The organism is Candidatus Rokuibacteriota bacterium, from assembly GCA_016209385.1.
Lineage (GTDB): Bacteria > Methylomirabilota > Methylomirabilia > Rokubacteriales > CSP1-6 > JACQWB01.
Genome location: JACQWB010000178.1, coordinates 1 through 17058 on the forward strand (window position 1 = coordinate 1; position 17058 = coordinate 17058).

The 17058-nt window shown below is 66.2% G+C and carries 17 protein-coding genes and 2 pseudogenes; 1 reads left to right on the forward strand and 18 read right to left on the reverse strand.

Annotation, left to right across the window (positions count from 1 at the left end):
* The 8 genes from HY726_12495 to HY726_12530 form a co-directional block, all read right to left on the reverse strand.
* The coding region (locus HY726_12495; protein ID MBI4609815.1) for a Rho termination factor N-terminal domain-containing protein at window positions 1–332 on the reverse strand (332 nt) is incomplete at its 3' end.
* Window positions 333–509: 177 nt separating this feature from the next.
* Window positions 510–1589 carry a peptidylprolyl isomerase gene (locus tag HY726_12500; GenBank protein ID MBI4609816.1) on the reverse strand — a complete coding sequence of 360 codons (1080 nt, stop codon included), beginning with the start codon at window positions 1587–1589 and terminating at the stop codon, window positions 510–512.
* Window positions 1586–4771 (reverse strand): transcription-repair coupling factor, encoded by a 3186-nt coding sequence (gene mfd / locus HY726_12505; GenBank protein ID MBI4609817.1) that lies wholly within the window; start codon window positions 4769–4771, stop codon window positions 1586–1588. The genes HY726_12500 and mfd overlap by 4 nt, the downstream gene beginning before the upstream one ends.
* A 308-nt stretch (window positions 4772–5079) precedes the next feature.
* Window positions 5080–5730 (reverse strand): redox-sensing transcriptional repressor Rex, encoded by a 651-nt coding sequence (locus tag HY726_12510; protein ID MBI4609818.1) that lies wholly within the window; start codon window positions 5728–5730, stop codon window positions 5080–5082.
* Window positions 5731–5777: 47 nt separating this feature from the next.
* A complete protein-coding gene (locus HY726_12515) occupies window positions 5778–6095 on the reverse strand; it encodes an ATP synthase F0 subunit C (GenBank protein MBI4609819.1) in 318 nt (105 codons plus the stop codon).
* A gap of 36 nt (window positions 6096–6131) precedes the next feature.
* Window positions 6132–6884: a F0F1 ATP synthase subunit A gene (gene atpB / locus HY726_12520; GenBank protein ID MBI4609820.1), complete on the reverse strand. Its 753-nt coding sequence runs from the start codon at window positions 6882–6884 to the stop codon at window positions 6132–6134.
* Between the two features lie 2 nt (window positions 6885–6886).
* Window positions 6887–7246, reverse strand: a complete 360-nt coding sequence (locus HY726_12525) for an ATP synthase subunit I (GenBank protein ID MBI4609821.1) — start codon at window positions 7244–7246, stop codon at window positions 6887–6889.
* On the reverse strand, window positions 7236–7463 hold the full coding sequence (locus HY726_12530) for an AtpZ/AtpI family protein (GenBank protein ID MBI4609822.1): 228 nt from the start codon (window positions 7461–7463) through the stop codon (window positions 7236–7238). The genes HY726_12525 and HY726_12530 overlap by 11 nt, the downstream gene beginning before the upstream one ends.
* A 561-nt stretch (window positions 7464–8024) precedes the next feature.
* Here HY726_12530 and HY726_12535 point away from each other — a divergent pair.
* The gene (locus tag HY726_12535; GenBank protein ID MBI4609823.1) at window positions 8025–8258 is read left to right on the forward strand and encodes a hypothetical protein; all 234 of its coding nucleotides are present in this window, start codon (window positions 8025–8027) and stop codon (window positions 8256–8258) included.
* Window positions 8259–8562: 304 nt separating this feature from the next.
* Here the strand turns inward: HY726_12535 and HY726_12540 are convergent, their stop codons facing one another.
* The 10 genes and pseudogenes from HY726_12540 to HY726_12585 all read right to left on the reverse strand — a co-directional run bounded on the left by HY726_12540 (window position 8563) and on the right by HY726_12585 (window position 17058).
* A complete protein-coding gene (locus tag HY726_12540) occupies window positions 8563–10233 on the reverse strand; it encodes an iron ABC transporter permease (protein ID MBI4609824.1) in 1671 nt (556 codons plus the stop codon).
* A 609-nt stretch (window positions 10234–10842) separates the two neighbouring features.
* Window positions 10843–11535 carry a helix-turn-helix transcriptional regulator gene (locus HY726_12545; protein ID MBI4609825.1) on the reverse strand — a complete coding sequence of 231 codons (693 nt, stop codon included), beginning with the start codon at window positions 11533–11535 and terminating at the stop codon, window positions 10843–10845.
* Window positions 11536–11611: 76 nt separating this feature from the next.
* Window positions 11612–12688 (reverse strand): ABC transporter ATP-binding protein, encoded by a 1077-nt coding sequence (locus HY726_12550; GenBank protein MBI4609826.1) that lies wholly within the window; start codon window positions 12686–12688, stop codon window positions 11612–11614.
* Window positions 12689–12734: 46 nt separating this feature from the next.
* Window positions 12735–13928 carry an ATP-binding protein gene (locus tag HY726_12555; protein ID MBI4609827.1) on the reverse strand — a complete coding sequence of 398 codons (1194 nt, stop codon included), beginning with the start codon at window positions 13926–13928 and terminating at the stop codon, window positions 12735–12737.
* Window positions 13929–14043: 115 nt separating this feature from the next.
* Window positions 14044–14673, reverse strand: coding sequence for an RES family NAD+ phosphorylase (locus tag HY726_12560; GenBank protein ID MBI4609828.1), 630 nt, complete (start codon window positions 14671–14673; stop codon window positions 14044–14046).
* A gap of 10 nt (window positions 14674–14683) precedes the next feature.
* The gene (locus HY726_12565; GenBank protein ID MBI4609829.1) at window positions 14684–14905 is read right to left on the reverse strand and encodes a DUF2283 domain-containing protein; all 222 of its coding nucleotides are present in this window, start codon (window positions 14903–14905) and stop codon (window positions 14684–14686) included.
* Between the two features lie 25 nt (window positions 14906–14930).
* Window positions 14931–15185 (reverse strand): hypothetical protein, encoded by a 255-nt coding sequence (locus HY726_12570; protein ID MBI4609830.1) that lies wholly within the window; start codon window positions 15183–15185, stop codon window positions 14931–14933.
* A gap of 95 nt (window positions 15186–15280) precedes the next feature.
* Window positions 15281–15569, reverse strand: a pseudogene (locus HY726_12575) (DUF2442 domain-containing protein).
* Window positions 15570–15673: 104 nt separating this feature from the next.
* Entirely contained in the window at window positions 15674–16822 is a 1149-nt protein-coding gene (locus HY726_12580; protein MBI4609831.1) for a restriction endonuclease subunit S, read from the reverse strand.
* A pseudogene (locus tag HY726_12585) lies at window positions 16735–17058 on the reverse strand (N-6 DNA methylase). Before HY726_12585 ends, HY726_12580 begins: the two are co-directional and overlap by 88 nt.

A 17058-nucleotide genomic window follows, 5' to 3' on the forward strand; every position in this document is an offset into this window, starting at 1 on the left:
AAGTAGCGCTCCGAGTCCTTGGGGGGACGCACCTGGCCGGACACCGTGTCCCCCGTCCTCAGGTCGAAGCGCCGGATCTGGGACGGCGACACGTAGATGTCGTCGGGGCCCGGCAGGTAGTTGTAATCCGGGGCGCGCAGGAAACCGAAGCCGTCGGGCAGGACCTCCAGGACCCCCTCGGCGAAGATGAGCCCGTCCTTCTCGGCCTGGCTCTGGAGGATCTTGAAGATCAGGTCCTGCTTCCGGAGCCCGCTGATCCCCTGGACGCCGAGGTTCTTTGCGATCGTGTTGAGATCGGAGATCGTCTTCTCTTTCAACTCCGTGAGGTTCATCCGACTTCCCTCCTGGCCCGCTGGCTCCGTCGCAGAACCGGGGACACGGTATATGGCTGGCTGGGGCAAGCCCTCTAAGGGATGCTCATCGAGATTTTTGCTGGTGGGTGCTGAACCGCACGCGGGGTCTAGCAAATCCATGCTCCCACAGAGCCGAGAACCTTGTCAACCCTTTTCTCACAACCGGATTTCGATGATCGCCCGCCGCTTGATCTCCTCGAGCCAGGCCTCCAGGCGCGCCTGGTACTTCTGCCGGAACAGGATCTCCCGGATCTGCTGCTTGGTCTGGGCGAGCGCCTGGCCGGTCAGGCTCTCCTTCCACTCGAGCTTGAAGATGTGGTAGCCGAGCCCGCTCCGGAACGGCCCCAACACCTCGCCCGGGCGAATCCGCAGGATCCGGGATTCGAGCTCGGGGGTCAGCTCGCCCTGCTTCAGGACCCCGAGGTCCCCCCCGTCCCGGGCCGAGGGGTCTCGGGAGTATTTCCGCGCCAGCTCGGCGAAGTCCCCGCCGGCCCGGATGAGGTCCCAGACCTCCTCCGCCTTGAGGCGCGCCGTCTCCCAGTCCGAATCGCGGCCCGGGGCCGCCGGGGCGATCAGGATGTGGCGCGCGTGGTAGGAGAGCCCGGTCTCGAGCTTCTCCCGGTTCCCCAGGAAGTAGCGCTCGATCTCGCCCTCGGTCACCGAGACCCGGAGCGTCACCTTCCGGCGGACCACCTTCTGGACCATGATCTGCTCCCGGAGCCGCTTCCGGAAGCTCTCGATCGTGAGCCCCTCGGCTTTGACGACCCGCTCCAGTTCCTCCTGGGTCGGGACGCCTGCCCGCTTCATCAGCTCGGCCATCTGCTCGGCAAGCTCCGCCTCCTCCACGGTGATCTTCTCGCGCTCGGCCTCCTGGAGCTGGAGCCGCTGCTCCACCAGGCGCTGGAGCAGCCGCTCCCGGAGGGCCTGCTCCCCCTCCTTCGGGACCTGTTGCCGGCTCTCGTAGAGGAAGTGCGCCACGCCCTCCAGGAGCTCCGAAAGCGTGATCACGTCTTTGTTCACGACGGCCACCACCCGATCGACCACCCCGGCGGCATCCCGAGCCGGCGCCAGGCTCGCATCGGTGCGCGGCAGGACCAGGGGCGCATCGCGGGCCTCGCGCGCCCGGACGGTGTCCGCCAGCGAGCCACCGGGAGGAACCTTGGAGCCGCCAAACCACCCGCACCCGGCGAGGAGGACGGCGCCGACGAGGGTCGCAGACCGGGGTCCCACGCTCATCGGAACCTTTCGAGCAGCTCCTCGAGCGCCCGGCGGACGGCGGGCCACGGCCCTCGGGGGATCTGAGCCTCCAGCACGAACTCCTTCCGCAGGCGGAGTCGCCGCTGGCTCTCGGCGATGAGCCGGACCAGGCGATCGGGCGGCACCGAGGCGAACGGCGCGAAGGTGAGGAGGGCCGTGCCGCCTGTCGCCTCCACCTTCTCGATCGCGAGCTTTCTCGCCGCCACCCGCAGCGCCACGACCTCGAGGAGGTGGACCACCGGCGCCGGCAGCGGCCCGAAGCGATCGAGGAGCTCGGCGCGGACCTCCTCCATGCCCCCGGGGTCGGCCAGCCCGGCCAGCCGATTGTAGAGGGCCAGCCGCTGGTTCACCTCGGGCACGTAACTCTCCGGGAGGTAGGCCTCGACCTCGACCGTGATCACGGGGTCCACCGACGGCTCGGCGGCTTCACCCTTCAATTCTCTCACCGCCTCGGCCAGGAGCTTCGTGTAGAGATCGAACCCCACCGCGGCGATGTGGCCGTGCTGCTCCGGGCCGAGGAGGTTCCCCGCCCCGCGGATCTCCAGGTCCCGGAGGGCCAGCTTGAAGCCTGAGCCCAGCTCGGTCAGCTCCTCGAGCACCCGGAGCCGCTTTTGCGCGGTCTCATCGATCCGGCCATCGGCCGGGATGAGGAAGTGGGCGTACGCCTGCTGCCGCTCTCGGCCGACCCGCCCCCGGAGCTGGTAGAGCTGGGCCAGGCCGAACCGATCGGCGCGGTTCACGATCATGGTGTTGGACGCGGGGATGTCCAGGCCGGACTCGACGATCGCCGTGGAGACCAGGACGTCGGCTTCCCCCGTGACGAAGCTGAGCATGGCCCGCTCGAGCTCCCGCTCGCGCATCTGGCCGTGAGCCATCACGACCCGCGCACCCGGGCAGAGGCGCTGGACGAAGGCCGTCATCGAGGGCAGCGACTGGACGCGGTTGTGGACGAAGAAGACCTGGCCGCCCCGCGCCAGCTCGCGCTCCAGGGCCTCACGGATCAGCTCGCGGCTGAACCGGGCCACCACGGTCTCCACGGGCAGGCGCTCCGGGGGTGGCGTCTCGATCACCGAGAGATCCCTCACCCCGGACAGGGACATGTAGAGGGTCCGGGGAATCGGGGTCGCGGTCAGCGTCAGGACGTCCACGCTCTTCCGGAGCTCCTTGATCCGCTCCTTGTGGGCCACGCCGAAGCGGTGCTCCTCGTCCACTATCAGGAGGCCCAGATCCTTGAAGGCGACGTCGCGCGAGAGGAGCCGGTGGGTGCCGATCACCACGTCGACCGTCCCCTGGCGGAGGCCGGCGACGACGGCCTTCTGCTCCTTCGGCGTCCGGAACCGCGAGAGCAGCTCGACACGCGCCGGGAACGGGGCAAAGCGCTCGCTGAAGGTCCCCCAGTGCTGCTGGGCGAGGACCGTCGTCGGGGCGAGGAGGGCCGCCTGCTTGCCGTCCATCACCACCTTGAACGCGGCCCTCAGCGCGATCTCGGTCTTGCCGTAGCCGACGTCCCCCGCCACGAGCCGGTCCATCGGGCGCGGGCGCTCGAGGTCGGCCTTGACGTCCTCGATGGCGCGGAGCTGGTCCCGGGTCTCCTCGAAGCGGAAGGCGGCCTCGAACTCGCGCTGCCACGGGGTATCGGGGGTAACGGCGTGGCCCTCCCCCACCGACCGCTCGGCGTAGAGCCGGAGCAAACCCTCGGCCATCTCGCGGAGCGAGGCACGGACCGATTCCTTGACCCGCTGCCAGGAGCTTCCCCCCAACCGGTCGAGCCGCGCCGGGCTGCCGTCGGCCCCGAGGTACTTGGAAATGACGCCCAGCCGCTCCACGGGGAGGTAGAGGCGCGCGCCCTCGGCGTATTCCAGGAGGAGGAAATCCCCCTGCCGACCGTCGACGGCCAGGGTCTTGAGCCCCATGTAGCGGCCGACGCCGTGCTCCTCGTGGACCACCAGGTCCCCGACCTGGAGGTCGGTGAAGGCGGTGAGCGCCGCGCCCCGCTGGTAGAGCGGACGCTTCAGGCTCCGGCGGCGCGCGCCGAAGATCTCCGCCTCCGTGAGGAGGATCAGCCCCAGCGCGGGGACGGAGAACCCGCTCGAGCATTCGCCGGTGAGGAGCCCGAGACCCTCGGGCCCCCAGAGGCTCCCCGCCCCCGTCGGGTCCAGCAGGTGCTCTCTCAGGATCTGAGTCAGCCGCTGTGCCTGGACCTCATCCTGGCAGACCAGGCGGACCCTGAAGCCCTCGGCGAGCCACTCGCCAAGCTGCGGGGCGAGCTGGCGGAACTGGCCGCGAAAGCTCCCGACCGATCGGGTCTCCAGCGTGTGGCGCTGGGCCGCGGCGGCGGGCGCCCCCACCGGCAAGAGCCCGAGCTCGATCCGCTGGCGCCCGCTCAGGAGCTGGCTGAGCGGAACGGCGGCCGGGGCATCGTCGGGGGGCGCGTCGAGAAGCGCCGGGTCGTCGAGGATCACGGGCGCCGAGACCGGGAGATAGTCGAGGATTGTGCCGGACCCGCCGTCCCCGGTCATCGCAACCACGTCGAGCGCGGCGACCGTCTCCACCGAACGCTGGGTGGTGGGGTCGAACGCGCGCAGCGACTCGATCTCGTCGCCGAAGAACTCCACCCTCACCGGCTCCTGGCGCGAGGGCGAGAACACGTCCACGATCCCACCCCGGAGGCTCCACTGGCCGACCTCCACGACCGTCTCCACGCGCTCGTACCCGGCCGCCGCCAACCGCTCGAGGAGTGCGTCGCGATCCAGGCTCTCGCCCGCGGTCAGCCGGAACGCGAGGCCGCGGAATTCCGCCGGCGGCAGGAGGGGCGAAGTCAGCGCCGCCGGTGTCGTGACCAGCATGATCGGCTCGCCCCGGAGGAGGCGGAAGCAGGCGAGCGCGCGTTCGGCCTCGACCTCCCGCGACCGCACCCACGGCTGCGCCGCGCCCAGGCCTCCGGCCTGGGTACCCGCCCGGCGCCACAGGCCGGGCTGGAGCGGCGGGAACTCCACCACGCGGGAGCGCCCGCCGCCGAGCGCGGTCTCGAAGAACGCCAGGTCCTGGCAGACCCGATGGAGCTCCGAGCGACCCGAGACCAGGACCAGCGCCGGGCGTTCGCTCTCCCCCAGAAGGGCAGCCACGGCCAGGGCGCGCGCGGCGCCCCAGAGGCCATCCACCGCGAGGCAGGGTTCGCCGCGAGCGAAGGCTCCGAGAAGGGATCGAAACGGAGCCCACTGAGCCAGGGGGGAGGCGCGAACCGAGACAGTCATGGACTACCCGTCGAAATACCACTCCCCGCGGGGGAGCGTCAACTCGCCGAGGCTAGCGCCCTGTCGGAGTAATGCCCTTCGAGCGCGGGCTTCGCCCGCGCAACTAACTCGGGCCTCGCGCGGCGGGTGGCTTGCCTCACGCCATGGCCGAACCCGCCACGCTCGAACTTCCACGGGGGGAGGTCCGGAAGGGGGCGTAGCCCCCTCCGGGTTCCCTAGCGCGGGCTCTGGGCGAGGGCGAAGCTGAGGGTCTCCAGCTCGATCGAAAGGTCAACGTCCTTCAGCCGCACGTCCTTCGGCACCTTCAGGTTGGCGGGGGCGAAGTTCAGGATCGCCCGGATCCCCGACGCCACGAGCCGATCGGTGACCGTCTGCGCCGCCTCCGCCGGCACCGCGACGATCCCGATCTGGAGGTTGCGGGCCTTGACCTCCCGCGGCAGGTCGCGCAGGAGGAGGATCGGGGTCCCGTCCGCCGTGCGGCCGGTCTTGGCCGGGTCCTCGTCGAAGATCGCGGCGATGTGGAACCCCTGGCGCGCGAACCCTCTGTAGTTGAAGAGCGCCGAGCCCAGGTTGCCGAAGCCCACGAGCGCCACCCGCCACTCGCGGTCGAGCCCGAGGATCTTCTGCAGCTCCGCCTTGAGCCCCGAGATGTAATAGCCCACGCCGCGGACCCCGAACTCGCCGAAGTAGGCCAGGTCCTTCCGGACTTGGGCCGAGTTGAGGTTAAAGCGCTCCGCAAGCTCCTGAGAGGAGACCGTCTTGATCCCGTCCGCCTCGAGCTGCTGCAGGCAGCGCGTGTAGATGGAGAGGCGGCGGATCGTCATCTCCGGGATCTTCGAGATCTTGTACTGGGTTCGGAGCGCCATGGCGACCGTGCCGGCGGGGGTGCCCGGTGGGCGCCCCCGGACGAGGGCTACTTCACCGGCTGCACGAAGAGCAGGATCGCGGCGATCACGAAGACGTAGAGAGCCAGGGACTCGATGAGGGCCAGACCGATGATCATGGCCGTCTGAATCCGCCCGGCTGCGCCGGGCTGCCGCGCCATGGCGTCCACCGCCGCGGCGGTCGCCCGGCCCTGCCCGAGGCCGCAGAGGCCCGAGGCCAACGCCATGCCGAGCCCGGCGGCGAGCACCGCAAAGGGACCGACCCACCCGCCCGTCGCGCCTTCCCTTTGAGCGGGCTCCGCCGCCCACGCCGTCGCGGCCATCAGCAACAGCACTGCATCCAGCATCAGCGTCACTGAGCGTCGCACAGCCTCTCCTCCTTTTTAATGGTGCTCGGCTTCCTCAACGGCGCCGGCAATGTAGAGCATGGAGAGCATGCAGAAGATGAAGGTCTGCAGAAAGGCGACGAAGAGCTTCAGCGGCAGCAGGAACCCGACGGTGAAGGCGACCAGCAGCGCCGCGCCCGGAAGGCCCATCAGGAGCGCGGCGAGCTTGCCGGTGAGCACCCACCCGAGGAGCCCGTCGAGGCCGGTGAGCAGGAAGATGACCGCCAGGAGAATGTGACCGCCCATCATGTTCCCGAAGAGCCGCACCGAGAGCGAGAGCGGCCGCGCCAGGTGACTGAAGATCTCGATGACGAACATGAGCGGGGCGAGCCACAGGACCGGCCCGCAGAGATGCCGCAGGTACGCCCCGAGCCCCTGCTTGCGGATCCCGATCCAGTGGTAGGTGAAGAAGACGACGACGGCGCAGGCCACCGTCGTGTTCAGGTTGGAGGTCGGAGCCATCAGGCCGGGCACGAGGCCCATCAGGTTCGACACCAGGATGAAGAGGCCGAGCGTTCCGATGAGCGGGAGGTAGCGGCGCCCCTCGTGCCCGATCACCTCGTCGAGGAGGGTCAGGAACTGCTCCAGCACCAGCTCCATGAAGTTCTGGAGGCCGCGCGGGACCATCTGCAGGTTCCGCGAGGCCGTAAACGCCACGACCGTGAGGATCACCATCACGACCCACGTGTACGTGACGTGGGCCGGGATCCCGGGGAGCATGAAGATCGGCGGGTGCTCGATGGCTTCCATGGTCAGGAGGCCGAGCCGCGGAGCGCGGCGGCGATGAGGACCGGCGGGAGGACCGAGAGCCCGAGGATCAGCCCGACCGGATCCGCGTCACCCCAGAGGAGGACGCCGAGGAGACCGAACAGCGCGAGGTGCCGGGCTCCCACGCCCAGCACCCAGAGCGGATGAACCCGGCGCCCGGCGAAGAGCCTGAGGGCCCGCTCAGCGCCGCGGGTGAGGAGCCAGAGATTCCCGAGGGCCACGGCGCCACCGGCCAGGATGCTCAGCCCGGCGTGGGCTCCTGCCACCAGGAAGCCGCCGAGCGCCAACAGGACCAGGAGCGTTCCCGCCACACCCATCACGCGCCCGACCAGCTCATTGCCCATCGCGTCCCTGTCGCTCTGCGGCTTTGATCGTGCGGAACAGCTCCCTGAACCCGGCGGCGATTCCCACGCCGAGGCCGATCAGCGTCAGCCAGGGCGAGATGCCGAGCCAGCGGTCCAGGAAGTATCCGAGCAGCGCCCCCCCGGCGGTCGCGACGACGAACGTGATCCCGGCGCTCGCCAGGACTCCGAGAGCCCGCCAGGGTGAGGGCTCTACCATGTGAACAGGAACACTATCAAAGCACCGAGCAAAAGGCAATAGTCCAAAACCTCCTTAATCTTTAAAGGAATTGGGGGACTCGACGGCTTCGCGTGTGGTACAAGGTCGGGCGAATTGGCTGCCGCAGAACCGCGAGACCTAGGAGCGTTGCCTACCCTACTGTCATATGCCCGTCCCGCCTTTGGCCGGCTTCCCGAGGCGCCGGCCACGCTCCACCTGTCGCCTACTGACCGCACCCTCCTTCAGCAATTCGTTGAAAGCGGTGCCAGAGGCGTACCGACTAGTCAAATCGGCCCGGCCCTCGGAAAGAGAGGCAAAGGGATCAGATTAGCTCTCGAGGCTTGGAGTCGCAGAATCGGACTGGTTACCGAACAAGGGGCATCGGCCTTCGAATCGGTTAAGGGCGCCGCGGGCAGAGGATTCTGGCTAGTAGATGTATATCTCAAGGCCGCACGTTCCATGCTCGGAACATGAGTCGCCAGCTGGGCCTCTTGGAAATCGTGGGCGGCAGTGAAATATGGCACCCCATGCTGAACGGTACCAAACGAGCAATGGTGACTCATGGCTAAGCGGCGGTCGGTGCAGAAGGAGATCCCCGCTATCTTAAGGCAGTGGATGCAGGTTCTGTCGAGCTATGCGCCGGAAGCTGTTGCCGAGGAACTACTCAAGAAGTACCGAGAACTCTATCCCGACCTGCAGATTAACGAGCCGACGCTGCGCGACGCAGTCCGCGAGGAACTGTCCTTGCGGAGGTCACGCCAAACCGCGTCAAAACTTCGTCGCCAGCCTTCCTAAGCTCTCTCAGTTGCTCATCCGAAAGCTTTTCGAGGCGGTCCCGTAACTCCGCTAAGAATTTCCGCTGCGCAGGACGCGTAGACCTTTTCCTACTCATACTAAATCTCCTGGGCATCTGACTCATGATCGGTTCTTTACGAAGACATGACCATGACCTTGACCACGACCATGACGTTGACCACGTAGAGTATAATCTCACGCTATCTTGTGACATATATTGTGCCGGACGTAAGTATTGACTTTTTTGATGATAATTTATTACGTGTGACCTTGACAGGACAGAATTGGCAGAGACGAACAACTACTAACCGAACATGCCGCCCATGCGGGTCCCGGCGACCCGGTTAATGACGATCAGCGAGACCGCCGCCACCACGATCAGGATGAAGCCCAGGGCGGCGGCCTCGTTCATGGAGCCGGCGATATAGAAGTTGAAGATGCCCACGGTCAGGGTTTCCCAGCCGCCGAGGGAGAGGAAGAGCACGGCGGAGGCCTCCTGGAGCGAGGTCATGAACGAGAAGAGCGAGCCCACCAGGATCCCGCGCCACGTGAGTGGCACGGTGATGTCCCGGAACGTCCTGAGCCGTGTTGCTCCCACGCTCCCGGCAGCTTCCTCGAGGGATCGGTGAACCAGCAGCAACGAGGCGTAGCTTCCCCTGACCGTATAGGGCAGCCGACGAACCGCCAGGACCGTGGGCAGGATGAGCCAGAGGCTCGTGAAGGCCACACCGAGGACCGGCAGCGGAAAGTGAAAGGCCCGGACGTAGGCGATCCCGATGGCCGTCCCGGGGATCGCCAGGATCAGCGTGTTCAGCGAATCGAGAAGCCCGCGGCCCGGAATCTGAGTCCGCGCCATCACCCACGCGATCGGCACGCCCACGAGGAGGCAGATCGCCACGGCGATGGCGGAGTAGAGGAAGGTGTTCAGGATGAAGGTCGGCGTCTCGACGGAGACGCGGGCGAAGTAGTGCGCGGTGTACTGGACGGGGAACGGCGTCAGCGACCATCCCCTGCCGAAGGCTGCCAGCGTCACGCCCAGGTAGGGAAGGAATGCAATGAGGAGGAGAAGTGACAGGAACGCGATGGCGAAGCTCTGCGCGAGAGGTCCGAGCCGCCTGCGCTCGATCTTCGAGTACGCGAGCGAGCTGTAGTCCTTGATCGCCACGTACTGCTTGGCGGCGATGAGAAAGGCGACGGCGAGCACCACCATGAGGGCGGAGATCACGATCCCCATCCTGAAGAGCCGCCGGTCCACGAACTGGACGATGTTCAGGTAGGCCTGCGAGGCCAGAAGGTCGTGGACCCCGACCACCAGCGGCGTGGCGAAGTCGGAGAAGGTCCAGATGAAGACCAGGAGCGCGCCCGCGACGTACCCCGGCGTCGTCAGCGGGAGCGTGATCGTCCGGAGCTTCCGCCACCCCCGCGCCCCGACGCTCTCGGCCGCCTCCTCGAGCGACGGGTCGATCTTGCCGAGGGCGTCCAGGACGTTCAGGGTGATCAGCGGGAAGAGGTGGAGCGTTTCGGCCAGGAGCACGCCGTGGAGGCCGTAGACGAAGTTCACCGGCCGCTGGATGTCGAGCCAGTCCATCAGGAGCACGTTCACCGTGCCCGCGCGCCCCAGGATGAAAACGAACCCCATGACCCCGACGAGCGGCGGCATGATGATCGGGATCAGCGTCAAGTACGAGAAGAGGCTCCGGCCGACGAAGTCATACCGGACCAGGAGGAACGCCACCCCGTACCCGACCACCGACGTCGTCGCCACCGTCCCGAGCCCGAGGACGAGCGAATTCCTAAGGGAGCGGAGGTAGAACCGGTCGGTGAAGAACTCGCGGAAGTGTTCGAGCGTGAGCCTGCCCAGATCGTCGGTGAAGGCGTCGTAAAAGATCCGGGTCAGCGGGTAGAGGAGAAAGACGACGAGAAAAAGCCAGATGGCGGCGAGCCCCAGGCCGGCGAGCAGGCGGGGCGGGACCAACGTCCGCAGAGCCGAACTCGCGACCGCAGCGTCTCCGCCTCTGGCGCCTACCGACCTTCCTCCCCGCGGGTTGGTCACGTTTGTGATGGGAAGTAGGACTCGATCCACATCTCCAGCGTCCGATCGTGCGTCTCCGGGTCGCCAATCACGATCGGTCGGAGTTCCTTCCGGTAACGCGTTCGGAGTAGAGCCGGATCGAGGGGCACTGTCCTGGCCAGGTGAGCCACGTCGTCACGATCTACGGGGCTGTTTCGCGTCAGCTTAGACAGGGCCAAGTCGTGAGGGTCGAGCGCAAACAGCCGGAGATTTCGAAAGCGACCTGGGAAGAGTTCTGTGAGGCGCTCGGCATACGACTCGGGGAGCCTGGCCACAGCAACGTGCTGAAAGTGCAAACGATATTTCCTGGCAAGCGGGGATCCTCGGCCAGCCATCTCCTGGAGAACCTGCCCTGCGGCGCGAGGAACGATCTCAATGTAGTCCAAGTCATTGGTCGGGCGATGCAAGCGGTACTGTATCGCGGCGACGAAGCCTCCGAGACAGTGAAGTTCGACCGGTCCCGGCAGCCGACGGTCCGCTTCCGAGAGAAACTCCCGCCAGGGCGATCGCAGCTCAGGGGACGTAGCGGAGGGCATCTACTGTCCAGTCCGCCAGAACATTCCAGTGTTTTGCCTCTTCCGGCCGGTTTTCCACCAGCCAACGCCGCTCTGGCTCGGAAAGCGACGCCTTACACAAAGTGTCTTCACGAGCAAGACGGCTTCGCTCGAGTTCCGTCTCAAGTTCATTCAACGCCCGAGCCGTGTGCCCGTCTCGTGCGCGCTCAGCAAGGCCGCGCGCTAGACTGACCACGAAGCCCAAGCGATTCTGCACGTCGCGTAGCTTCGCTTCCCGCACCAGCCATTCCCGATCAAGAGGCCAGTACCTCAGCACAAGCCATGGGAGCGCCTCGACAAGCCGGGCTTCCAGATCATCCTGAGCGAGAGCCGCCAGCAAAACGCAACCCGGGTTCTTGGGCTCCCAGTTCCGCGGACGCAGGTAGGCGAACCCGGGGTATTCCAGCGCGGCAAGATCATTCGCCAAGGCCTCAGCATCCACTCGGTCGCGGAAGGGCAGTTCCGAAGGCGGGAGTACTGTTGGGGGCAGGTCATAGACCTTCATCGCACGCCGGGCGAGCTGGGGTGTGAGTCGCCGTTTGCCGCTTTCGAGCATGGCAAGGTAAGGCTGCGAGACGCCTAGGAGCGTAGCCGCCTGCACTTGGCTCATTCCCTTAGCCGAACGCCCCGACTTTAGGTCATTAGCGTTCATGACATGAAGAGCATATCACAACTTATGTAATAATCAAGGCTCGAGCACCGAAAAGCCCAACGCCAGTGCCTGATCTTCAGGCCGGGATCACCAGCGTGCCGGAGGGCGGGAAGGCGACGACCACCTCCTTGCCCGGGTCGAGCGCCTGGTGATGCCAGGGGTCGGTGATGTCTACCTTGAACACGGCGCCGCTCTCGGTCTCCACGTCATACCGGAGGATGTTACCCAGGTACGCCGAGAAGGCGATCCGGCCGCGGAGCCAGTTCCACTCCACCGCCCCGGCCTGCCCGATGCGGGCGTTTTCGGGCCTGACGCTCACGGTGCACCGCGCGCCCTCGGCGAGCGGGGCGACGGCGAAGCCGTCCACCAGCGCCAGCGCCGTCTCGACCGTCACCCGTCCGGTGCCCGAATCGCGCGCCCGCACCGTGCCGTCGATCAGGTTGTTGGTCCCGATGAAGTCGGCCACGAACCGGGTGCGCGGCCGCTCGTAGAGCTCCTTGGGCGGTCCCACCTGGAGCACCTTCCCGTGATCCATGACCGCGACCCGGTCCGAGAGCGAGAGCGCCTCCTCCTGGTCGTGCGTGACGTACACGGCGGTGATCCCCAGATCCTTCTGGAGCTTTCGGATCTCGGCCCGGACCTGAACGCGGATCTTCGCGTCCAGGTTGGAGAGCGGCTCATCCAGCAGGAGGATGTCGGGGTTCAGCACGAGGGCCCGCGCCAGGGCGACGCGCTGCTGCTGGCCGCCCGAGAGCTGACCCGGGTAGCGATCATCGAGGCCCTGGAGGTTCACTTTCCGGAGCACCTCCTGGACGCGCGCGGCGATTTCGGCGCGCGGCAGCTTCTTGATCCGAAGCCCGTAGGCGATGTTGTGCCAGAGCGTCATGTGGGGCCAGAGGGCATAGTTCTGGAAGACCATCCCGGTGTGACGCTCGTACGGCGGCACGGCGTTCATCTCGCTGCCGTCGAAGGCGATGACGCCCTCGTCCGGGCGGTAGAAGCCCGCGATCAGGCGGAGGAGCGTCGTCTTGCCGCACCCCGAGGGGCCGAGCAGCGTGAACAACTCGCCGTCGGCGATGTCGAGGTCCACCCCGCTCACCGCCTCCAGAGCCCCGAAGCGCTTCGTCACGCCGCGAATGCTGATGCGCACGATTCTGCTATTTCCCTCGCTGCGACAACGGATTCGATGAAGCGGCTCATCAGGTCACCCAGCGTTGGGCCGGCGCACCGAGAAACTCCTCCAGCGGAATGCCATCGGCGCCGACGAGCAGTTTACGCTTAGGCTTGAACGCGGCAGCGAATGCGGCCAACCCCGGCTGTACGTCGCGCGAGCGTCCGCTCTTCACCTCGATCGCAGTCACGGTGCGTCCCGCCCGGACGACGAAGTCCACCTCACGGTTCCGCTCCCGCCAGTAGAACAGCTCGCACGCACCGGTGGCCGCGGCGTTGGCCAGGTGCGCGCCCACACCCGATTCCACCAGCCGGCCCCAGAACTCGCGGTCAGCCCGCGCCGTCTCGAGGGAATGGCCCGACTGCGCCGTCATCAGGGCCGTGTTGAGCACTTGCAGCTTGGGACTCGAGCCGCGGCTTCGCGCCGCCTGGCCCGCGAACTTCTGCAGCCCCGTGACCATGCCGGCGCCGGCGAGCAGGTCGAGGTAATGGGCCAGCGTCGTCGCGTTGCCCGCGTCCTGCAACTGGCCGAGCATCTTGGTGTAGGAGAGCACCTGGCCGGAGTAGCGGCATCCCAGCTCGAACAGGCGGCGCAACAGCGCCGGCTTATCCACGCGGGACAGCAGCAGCACATCGCGCGAGATGGTGGTTTCGATGAGCGCATCCAGCACGTAGCGGGCCCAGCGCCGTGGCTCGCGCGCGAGCGGCGCAGCGCCAGGATAGCCGCCACAGAACAGGTACTTCTCCAGCGACCAGCCGAAGGCCTCACGCATTTCCGCGAACGGCCAGTGCGGCAGATACAGGATCTCGAACCGGCCGGCGAGGCTCTCGGAGAGCCCCCGGGCGATGAGGAGCGGCGCCGACCCGAGCAGCACGACCTTGAGCGGGCACCGCGCACGCGAGTCTTCGTCCCACAGCCGCTTGACCGTCTCCGACCAGCCTGGGATCTTCTGAATTTCGTCGAGGACCAGCAGGGCGCCGTGCCGGCCTGCCGCCCGCGGCGCCAGGCGCGCAGCTTCCCATTGCTGCTCGATCCACTCGCGGCCGCGCAGCGTGGGCTCGTCGGCGCTGGCAAAGCGTGCCGGAGCCCCCGCGCGCTCCACGACCTGCTGCACGAGCGTCGTCTTGCCCACCTGCCGCGGGCCCGCGACCACCTGGAGGAAGCGCCGCGGCTCGGCCAGGCGCCGTTCGAGTTCCTTCGCGTGAGGGCGAGTGTAGGCCATGGGCCCCGCCGACAGATTACTCAACGCCGTGAGTAATTTTACTCAAAGTTGAGAATAAAGCCAAGAGACGCGGGGGGATCTCCGCTTCGCCCAAGCGAAGAAGGCCGTTCAGGTCTTATGGAGCGAGAGGACGAATGCGTGGAAGCAGGTCTGGTCCTGGACGACCACTTTCGACCGCCCGCCAGCCGATCAGGTCCGGTCTCGGGCCGAAAAGCGTAATCACACGGCCATCGCGGGGAAGAGCCGGTTGCAGGCCTCCCGCGACGCGCCAACCCTGAGCCCCTCCCGGAATCAGAGCACCCGAGAGGGCCCGAAGACCTTCGGCTCCCGCTCGCCGAAGCTGGCGGGCCTCGCCCCGGCAGGCGTCATAGCTCTCCAGGCCTCCGACAAGTATCTCAGGGAGCAATTCGGGTTCTCGCGTTGCCGCCACAAGATCGTCAGAAACCTCGACTGCCCAGATCGCCCGGTCGATACCGCGAACCTCCTCAGGTCGCGTGATCCCCTCGTGGCGAAGAAACTCAGCCCAGGCTCCGTCTGGCGTATCTGCCAGGTAATGCGCTGGACCCTCCCCCGGCCCGTGCCACCGTCCGGGGCGCTCGGCCCCGAGCTCGCCCGGCGCAATGTCGGGCCCGTGCTTGATCCTCCAGCCGAGGGATTCGAGCCAGGCAAGCGCGGCCTGTTCGACTACCGATTCGGTGACGCCGCGGTCGCTCATGATGACCAACAGGTCGTTCCCCAGTCCCAATCCTCCTTATTTACTTAGTCCTGGCAGCTGGGCCAATGCCCTCAAGCACAACCTGCCGCAGCGTCTCGGCATCCCCGAAACGTTTGACCGCATCAAGGATCTCGATACCGGCCAGCCGGCCCTCGGCATCGTAATCGGCGGCGATCCCTTCTGCCAGATGCTTCGTGGTAACGGTCGTCTCGCGAAAAATAATGCTCAGGGCATCAACCTCGGCATCATAGGTGATCTTCATGGTCATCCCCTTCTTCCAAATTTCTTCAGAAATAGTACGTGTACACGGTCACGACCACAAGCTCCTCCGATTCTTCGACAAAGATGGGACGGACCCGCTTGGTGGCATACACGACCCCGTTCCAGGCCCGGTCAAACGCGAAGTCTTTATGGCACTCAAGGCGTCCAAGCTCGGCGGGCGTCCAGGGAGCGGTGCGAATGGCTTCCTCGACCTCTTCACGGCTAAAGCCCCGCCTGTCCGTGTAGCTTAGCGCATGGCCGGATAAGCGTATGGGTTTCACCGGGTCCTTCCTCGGGCTGTCTCACTCCCTTTTTGCCCGGCGCAGCAACCGACTCGGTGAAGGCGCGAGATATCATCCGGGTCAGGTGCCGGAGATCACGAGTTCTTACTCTCCGGTCCGGCCAGCAGCGCCTCGATTGGGCGCCCGGTCACGAGCGAGTAGAGCACAAGCGGGTCCCACTCCGCGCCATTCGGCTAGCAGATCGTCCCCCAGCTCTGCGTTGACGCGCACGCGGACGAAGTACCCGGATCACGGAGCGGGGCGAAGACCCCCCTGAAACGTCAGCTCGGGTCCAAGATCCACCTCCCCTTCGACCCCGTCCTGAAACTGGAGCCACAGTCGATATCCGCTGCGCGGCTCGGCCTTGACGATGTCGTTTAGCATCTCTCCCTCCTACTCGAGCGGCGCGATACGCTTCAGCGGGGCGCTCTCGCGCGCCAGTCGCCAGTCTTCCAGCAGCTCGTCGCGGTGCTGCAAAGCCCATTCAACTACCAGGCCCCGGAGATGAGCTTGGGCAGCAGCGTGTCGCGCAGGGCAGCGAGGGTGCGGGATTCCTGATCTTTGCGATTGCGCTGTTCGAAGATGGGCTGTACCTGTTTGTCAAACCCTTCTCGAACAGCGGGGCGCGGCACCATCTGCAGGTTCATGTATGCCAGGTTGCGATTCAGCCCCGGGACCGCCGAGTCCGCCCCAAGGGAAGCCAAGTCATGCGTGCTAAGGGCGTAGAAAAGGAAGTAGAGGCTCTGACCAGCGTCCTTGGGAACGACGTAGAACGTTGTGTCGATGGCGAAAAAGTCGCTTGGCGCCCAAGTGATGACGCCGGGGTTACCTTTGCGCCCAACGATGATGCCTGGCCCGTCAGCCAGTTTCTCGTCATGCCAGCCAACTTGGCCGTTCGAGCCAAAGACCGGAATTTGCCCAGGCCTTCGGTTTTCTTCCTTAAGTGCCTTGCCATAGGCCAATTCGATAAGTTTTCCGAGAGATTCAACCCGCCAACCCGCCGGAATCTCGCCAAGCTCGGAGTCGTCGAAGGAGTCTGGGAAGAGGTCGGAGATCTCTTTGGGCTGGCCGGGGTCGCGGCCTTCGGCTTTGGCGCGGACGGGGTCGAAGTCCACGAACCACGACTCGAAGAGCGCCCACGCCATCGCCTCTAGTGTCTCGTTCATCCGCCGGTTCAGCTCGATCTTGTCGTCCAGAGTGCCGAGGACGTGGGCGATGGCGCGTTGTTCGGGAAGCGGAGGAACCTCAACAGGCACCGGATGAACGAAGTTCCTGTTCAGCGATGGCTGAGCGCTTCCAGAGTTGTAGGCCTTGAAGTCGAACAGCTTCAGGAAGTAGTACATAAAGCGCTCGTCGTTGCCGTGAAAGTCGACGACGTACAGAGCCGTGTTCAGCGGCCAGAAATCGACCGGCGAGTAGCTAACAACTCCGAACGAGGCACCACTGCGACCAACGGTAACGCCCGGTCCCCGAGCCTTCGCCTCGTTATGCCAGCCGGTGATGCCAAATGATCCGAGGATCGGAACACTGCCCGGTCGCCGTCGCTCGTCGGGCGGCGGTCGGCGTGGAAGCTGTCGCCCTGGGCGATCTGCCCGTCGATGCCGCGAATGGCGAGGTTCATCTTGGCCAGCCGCCAGGTGGTGTAGTTGGACTCCTGGCCGTAGACGCTGATGTCGCCGAGCTTGCCGCCATGGGCGGCGATGAACTCCTCCGACTGGACGAACATCCCCGAGGAGCCGCAGCAGGGGTCGTACACCCGCCCCCTGAAAGGCTCGAGCATCTCGACCAGGAGCTTGACCACGCAGCGCGGGGTGTAGAACTCGCCGCCCTTCTTCCCCTCGGCGCTGGCGAACTGGGAGAGGAAGTACTCGTA

Bases quoted from the DNA above. Each gene is read 5' to 3' on its own strand.
- HY726_12535 (MBI4609823.1), top strand. From the start codon at position 8,025: ATGGCTAAGCGGCGGTCGGTGCAGAAGGAGATCCCCGCTATCTTAAGG.
- HY726_12555 (MBI4609827.1), bottom strand. From the start codon at position 13,928: ATGGCCTACACTCGCCCTCACGCGAAGGAACTCGAACGGCGCCTGGCC.
- HY726_12565 (MBI4609829.1), bottom strand. From the start codon at position 14,905: ATGAAGATCACCTATGATGCCGAGGTTGATGCCCTGAGCATTATTTTT.
- HY726_12515 (MBI4609819.1), bottom strand. From the start codon at position 6,095: ATGCTGGATGCAGTGCTGTTGCTGATGGCCGCGACGGCGTGGGCGGCG.
- HY726_12545 (MBI4609825.1), bottom strand. From the start codon at position 11,535: ATGAACGCTAATGACCTAAAGTCGGGGCGTTCGGCTAAGGGAATGAGC.
- HY726_12500 (MBI4609816.1), bottom strand. From the start codon at position 1,589: ATGAGCGTGGGACCCCGGTCTGCGACCCTCGTCGGCGCCGTCCTCCTC.
- HY726_12510 (MBI4609818.1), bottom strand. From the start codon at position 5,730: ATGGCGCTCCGAACCCAGTACAAGATCTCGAAGATCCCGGAGATGACG.
- HY726_12530 (MBI4609822.1), bottom strand. From the start codon at position 7,463: ATGGTAGAGCCCTCACCCTGGCGGGCTCTCGGAGTCCTGGCGAGCGCC.
- HY726_12525 (MBI4609821.1), bottom strand. From the start codon at position 7,246: ATGGGCAATGAGCTGGTCGGGCGCGTGATGGGTGTGGCGGGAACGCTC.
- atpB (MBI4609820.1), bottom strand. From the start codon at position 6,884: ATGGAAGCCATCGAGCACCCGCCGATCTTCATGCTCCCCGGGATCCCG.